4 protein-coding genes are annotated in these 5,534 nt (G+C 72.0%); 1 reads left to right on the top strand and 3 read right to left on the bottom strand.

Annotated features, from left to right (window positions below; all coding sequences use genetic code 11):
- The first annotated feature begins 302 nt into the window (after positions 1 to 302).
- Positions 303 to 2,966 (top strand): DEAD/DEAH box helicase, encoded by a 2,664-nt coding sequence (locus QQX13_RS13745; protein WP_301153683.1) that lies wholly within the window; start codon positions 303 to 305, stop codon positions 2,964 to 2,966.
- A gap of 15 nt (positions 2,967 to 2,981) precedes the next feature.
- On the opposite strand, the gene QQX13_RS13740 is transcribed toward QQX13_RS13745, so the two are convergent.
- The 3 genes from QQX13_RS13740 to QQX13_RS13730 all read right to left on the bottom strand — a co-directional run bounded on the left by QQX13_RS13740 (position 2,982) and on the right by QQX13_RS13730 (position 5,490).
- Positions 2,982 to 4,427 carry a hypothetical protein gene (locus tag QQX13_RS13740; protein WP_301153681.1) on the bottom strand — a complete coding sequence of 482 codons (1,446 nt, stop codon included), beginning with the start codon at positions 4,425 to 4,427 and terminating at the stop codon, positions 2,982 to 2,984.
- The gene (locus tag QQX13_RS13735; RefSeq protein ID WP_301153679.1) at positions 4,424 to 5,044 is read right to left on the bottom strand and encodes a sigma factor-like helix-turn-helix DNA-binding protein; all 621 of its coding nucleotides are present in this window, start codon (positions 5,042 to 5,044) and stop codon (positions 4,424 to 4,426) included. The genes QQX13_RS13740 and QQX13_RS13735 overlap by 4 nt, the downstream gene beginning before the upstream one ends.
- A 74-nt stretch (positions 5,045 to 5,118) precedes the next feature.
- On the bottom strand, positions 5,119 to 5,490 hold the full coding sequence (locus tag QQX13_RS13730; protein ID WP_301153678.1) for a YccF domain-containing protein: 372 nt from the start codon (positions 5,488 to 5,490) through the stop codon (positions 5,119 to 5,121).
- Between the last annotated feature and the right edge of the window lie 44 nt (positions 5,491 to 5,534).

Genomic DNA, 5,534 nt, shown 5'->3' with positions numbered 1-5,534 from the left:
GCGCTCACCATCACGCTGCGGACGACGGTCACCGTCGAACTGACGACGCGGACGGTCACCGCCCTCGCGGCGATCGCCGTCGCGCGGCTTCCGCGGGTTGATGCCGGGGCGCGAGTCGTAGCTCGCGCGGCGCTCGTCGCGCTCGTCCCTGTCGCTGTTCATGATGCTCCTGTCCAGTTATGGAGGCGTCCCGGCCATTCTTGCGCGCTTCCGCGCCATGAACCCGCCAGACCGGCCCCTGAAAGTCGAGTCACGCGCGGTCGCGGCATTCCAGGGCGGTCGAGCACGGGATGATGGTGTCGATGGCTTCCACCGACTCGTCCCTGCTCGCCCGCCTTCCGGAGACATCTCCCGGCGCGGATCCCGATCCCGACGCGCTCTACGACGCATTCGCGTCGTGGGCGGAGGAAAGGGACCTTCCATTGTACCCCCATCAGGAGGAGGCCCTGATCGAGCTCGTCTCGGGCTCGCACGTCATCCTCGCCTCGCCGACCGGGTCCGGGAAGTCGCTCGTCGCCGCCGGCGCCCATTTCGCGGCGCTCGCCGCGCATCGTGCCGGCCTCGGAGGCCGCACGTTCTACACGGCGCCGCTGAAGGCGCTGGTGTCCGAGAAGTTCTTCGATCTCATCGCCATGTTCGGCGCCGAGCAGGTGGGCCTGATGACCGGCGACAGCGCGGTCAACCCCGATGCGCCGATCATCTGCTGCACCGCCGAGATCCTCGCGAACCTCGCCCTGCGCGACGGCGCGGCGACCGACGCCTCGCTCATCGTGATGGACGAGTTCCACTTCTACTCCGACCCGCAGCGCGGCTGGGCCTGGCAGGTGCCGCTCATCGAGCTGCCGGGCGCCCAGTTCCTGCTGATGTCGGCGACCCTCGGCGACACCGACTGGCTGGTCGAGGACCTGCAGCTGCGCTCGGATCGGGCGGTCGCGCAGGTGACGACGGCGGAGCGACCTGTGCCTCTCGAGCACAGCTACTGCCTCGAGCCGCTCCCCGAGGTGATCGAGAGCCTGGTGGGCACCGGCCGTGCTCCCGTCTACATCGTGCACTTCACCCAGAAGGACGCGGTCGAGCGAGCGCAGTCGCTGCTCAGCATGCATGTGGCGAGCCGGTCGGAGCGGGACGCGATCGCCGCGGCGCTCGACGGCGTGCGCTTCGGCACGGGGTTCGGCAAGACCCTGAGCCGCTTCCTCCGGTCGGGCGTCGGGGTCCACCACGCGGGGATGCTCCCGCGCTACCGGCGCATCGTCGAACGCCTCACCCAGCAGGGACTGCTCAAGGTCGTCTGCGGCACCGACACGCTCGGCGTCGGGATCAACGTGCCGATCCGCACCGTGCTGCTCACCTCGCTCGTGAAGTACGACGGCTCCCGCATGCGGCACCTGACGGCGCGCGAGTACCACCAGATCGCGGGCCGCGCCGGACGTGCGGGGTACGACACGCAGGGCGAGGTGATCGTCATGGCGCCCGACCACGTGATCGAGAACCGGCGTGCGCTCGAGAAGGCCGGCGACGATGAGAAGAAGCGCCGCAAGATCGTCCGCAAGAAGGCGCCCGCCGGGCACGTGAACTGGACGGATGCCACGTTCGAGCGGCTTCGTGACGCGGACCCGGAGCCGCTGACCAGCAGCTTCGCCGTCACCCACGCCATGGTGCTCAACATCCTCGCGCGCGAGGGCGACCCGGTCGAGGCGATGTCGCGCCTGCTCGCGGCGGTGCACGAGACGCCGGCGCAGCGGTCGGCGCACGGGCGCCAGGCGCTGCGCATCTACCGTTCGCTGCGCGTGGCGGGGGTGGTCGAGCGGGTCCAGGTGGACGATGCGTCCCGTCCGGGCGGTCGACGGACCACCGTGCGCCTCGTGGTCGACATCCCGCGCTCGTTCGCGTTGAACCAGCCGCTGTCGCCCTTCGCGCTCGCCGCGATGGACCTGCTGAGCACGGAGAGCCCGGACCACGCGGTCGACGTGGTCTCGGTGATCGAGGCGACGCTGTCCGACCCCCGGCAGGTGCTCCTCGCGCAGCAGCACGAGGCGCGCGGCGAGGCCCTCGCCGCGATGAAGGCGGAGGGAATCGAGTACGAGGAGAGGGTGGAGCTCCTCGAGGACGTGACGTGGCCGCGGCCGCTCGCCGAGCTGCTCGAGCCCGCGTTCGCGATGTACCGCCGCGGCAACCCGTGGATCCTCGACGCGGAGCTGTCACCCAAGTCGGTGGTGCGCGACATGATCGAGAAGGCGATGACGTTCGCCGATCTCATCTCCCGCTACGGGTTGGAGCGCACCGAGGGCGTGGTGCTGCGGTACCTGGCGGAGGCGTACCGCGCCATGCGGCAGACGGTGCCGGAGGAGCATCGGACCGAGGAGGTCGAGCAGATCACCGACTGGCTGGGCGGCACGGTGCGGTCGACCGACTCGTCGCTGCTCGACGAGTGGGAGCGCCTCGCCAACCCGGAGGTGGTCGCGGGCGACGACGTCGACCCGGCGAGCGCGGCCTTCACGAGCACCGTGACCGGTCCGGCGCGACCGATGACGGGCAACCCCGCGCTGCTGCGACGCCTGGTCGCGAACGCGATGTTCCGCCGGATCGAGCTCGCCGCTCGCGAGGACTACGCGGCGCTGGGCGCGCTGGATGGCGGCGCCGGCTGGACCGCTGACGCCTGGGCCGACGCCCTCGACCCGCTGTTCGAGGCGCATGGCGACGACGCCGTCGGAATCGGACCCGGGGCCCGGGCGCGCGCACTCCTCACGATCGTCACGACGGCCAGCGACTCGAGCGACGGGAGCGTCCGTGCGGCCCTCGCCGCCGCCGACCGCACCGAGGCGGACCCGTCGAGCTGGGTGGTGAGGCAGGTGATCGACGACCCGGCGGGCGACCACGACTGGGCCCTCACCGCGCTCGTCGACCTTCCGGCGTCCGACGAGGCAGGCGCGCCGGTCATCGAGCTGGTGCACGTCGGCGCGATGTAGCGGGACGAGGACGACTCACCCGGGCACGAGCTCCAGGACCAGCGCATCGTGCCCGACGCCGGCGGCCGCCAGCACCAGGTGGACCACCGGGGTCGTCCGCTCGAGCCGCTCGCCCCAGGCCTCCGCCTGGGTCGACGCGGGGAAGTGGAACGCCGCCGAGCCCGCGACGGTCTCCCCCGGAGCGATCTGCACGAGCTGGGAGCCAGGGCCACGGACCGCCGCGGTCCGGCGTGCAGTGGAGCGCCACAGGGTGTCGATGCGTGCGATGCCGTCGCCGCTCGACGCCCAGAGTCGAGACTCGTGAGGCTCGACGGATGGCGAGAGCTCGAGCACCGCCGTCGTCGCACCGAGGTCGACCGTCAGCGTCTCGCTTGAGGCGTTGACCGCCGACCAGCGCACCACTCGCGTGTAGGGCGACCGGTCAAGGTCGGACCGGACCACCACGTCCGCCAGCAGGTCGCCGGCGAGCCAGATCGGGTCGCACGTGGGCGTCCACAGGTAATCGGTCCCCCAGCGGTCGGGTACGCGGTCGTCCGCGCTGCCTGTCGCGTCGCACACGAGCGCGCCGAGACGGCCGAGGGCCAGGTCCGACGCCGTCCGCGGCTCGGCGGAGTCCAGCAGCACGGCGGTCGTCTCGATGCTCGACAACGGCGCGGTGGTGCCCTCGAGCACCGTGCGCCTGCCGCCGTCCGACTCTCCTGCGAGAGCGATCTGGATCAGGACGCGGGGACGGCCCGCAGGCGCGACCGATCCGGCGGGCAGGGTGGCGACGCCGCTCAGCGCACCACCCCGCGAGAGCGTCTCCACCCGCGCAGCATCTCCCCCGAACGCGTACCGGGCGGTGGGCGACGCCCACCACGACGAGCCGGCCGTCGCCACCACGTCGGGGGCGGTCGCGCCCGGATCCGACGGTGGAGTCGGGCTCGGCACGGAGTCGCCGTCGACCACCGCGACCGTCACCCGCGACAGGTCGAGCTTCAGGGCGCCGGCCGCCACGTTCCTCACGTGCCAGGTCACCTGGACATCGCCGTCCGGCCCGACCGCGAGCGACGTGTCCGACACGTCGATCAGGGGTGCATCGCCGACCCAGACGGCATCGCACGCCTGCACGGTGCCGGGCGAGGCGGCCGCCGCGCAGGACAGCGCAGCCTGGCGCTCCGCTCCGGAGGACGCGATGGTCCGGGCACCGACGTCGCCTAGGTCCGAGGACGCGGAGATCGGCGGCGGCGGGGCGATCACGCGGTCCGCCACCGGAGCGTCCACCGGGTCCGCCGAGGGCTGCAGCAGCAGGACGATGCACAGCAGCGCGGCACCGCCGGCGGCGGAGGCCCATGCGTACCCGCGCCGCAGGCGCCGCACGCGCCGACGCGCGCGGCTGCCCACCCCAGGCATCTGCGCGCTCGCGGCGAGTCTGCCCCTGGCGGCGGCGAATGCCAGGGCGTCGGTCACCGGCCCCTTCATCGATCCACCTCGACGGCGGTCTCCTCATCGCCACCCCAGACGGCGACCTCGAGGTCGAGCGCAAGCCACGGTCGACGCTCCGCGAGCCTGCGCACCGCCCGCTCGAGGACCGCCTGGACGCGTCGACCGCTGAGGCCCGTCTCGGCAGCCAGGTCTGCGGTGGACATGCCGTCCACACAGCGAAGCACCAGGCAGACCCGCTCATCGGGGCTGAGACTGGAGATGTCGGCAACGAGGGCCTCGCGCACGTCGTCCTCGTACGGCGGGTGATCGGCGACGAAGTCACGCGCGGCGACCACGTTCGCATGCAGCGCGCTGTGGGGGCGGGCGCCGGACCGGTGCTCCGGCGCGTCCGCGACCTCGTCGAGAGCGGGCCCGGCGTCCCTGCGGTCCGCTGGCGCACGTCGTCGGGCGAGAGCGCGGTGCATCGCCCTCAACGTGCCCGCGCGCGCCTCGGCGACGTCAGGGACGCGGACGCCGCGGAAGGCCGCGACCAGCGCGTCCTCGAGGACCTGATCGGCGGACCCGGCATGACCGGTCAACGCGAACGCGCGGGAGTACAGCTCCTCTCCGTGCTCGCGCAGCATCGCGTCGAGCACCCGCGACCAGGTGCGCACCGGACGACCTTCCCTATCCGGTCAGTGTCGCACCTCCGCCGAACTCCGGCACCCCGCCGTGGTTCAGTTGTGGCTCAGTGCGTCTCGACGACGATCCGGCCCATGGGGGTGAGCGAGATCGGGATGAGCTTGAGGTTCGCCCACGCCATCGGGATGCCGATGATCGTGATCGCGAGCGTGACGGCGGTCACGACGTGAGCGATCGCCAGGATGAGCCCGAGGGGGATCCACAGGATGTTGCCCACGACGGTCCACGCGCCCGCATCGGGGTCGCGGACGACCTCGCGGCCGAAGGGCCAGATCGAGTAGTTCCCGATCCGGAAGCACGCGATACCAGCAGGGATGCCGATGATCGTGATGAAGGCGATCACGCCGACAGCAGCGTAGGAGATCCAGAGACCGATGCCGGCGAAGAAGAACCAGATGATGTTCAGAAGGGTGCGCATGGCCTCCAGCGTACGTCGGCAGGGCCGCGCTCAGGGCGCCGGAG

Source organism: Demequina lignilytica (genome assembly GCF_030418375.1).
GTDB lineage: Bacteria > Actinomycetota > Actinomycetes > Actinomycetales > Demequinaceae > Demequina > Demequina lignilytica.
Note: the sequence above shows the minus strand (reverse complement) of the source record. Positions and strands in the feature narration are given on the sequence as shown.

Coding starts and splice junctions, on each gene's coding strand:
- QQX13_RS13745 (WP_301153683.1), top strand. CDS start 303: ATGGCTTCCACCGACTCGTCCCTGCTCGCCCGCCTTCCGGAGACATCT.
- QQX13_RS13740 (WP_301153681.1), bottom strand. CDS start 4,427: ATGAAGGGGCCGGTGACCGACGCCCTGGCATTCGCCGCCGCCAGGGGC.
- QQX13_RS13730 (WP_301153678.1), bottom strand. CDS start 5,490: ATGCGCACCCTTCTGAACATCATCTGGTTCTTCTTCGCCGGCATCGGT.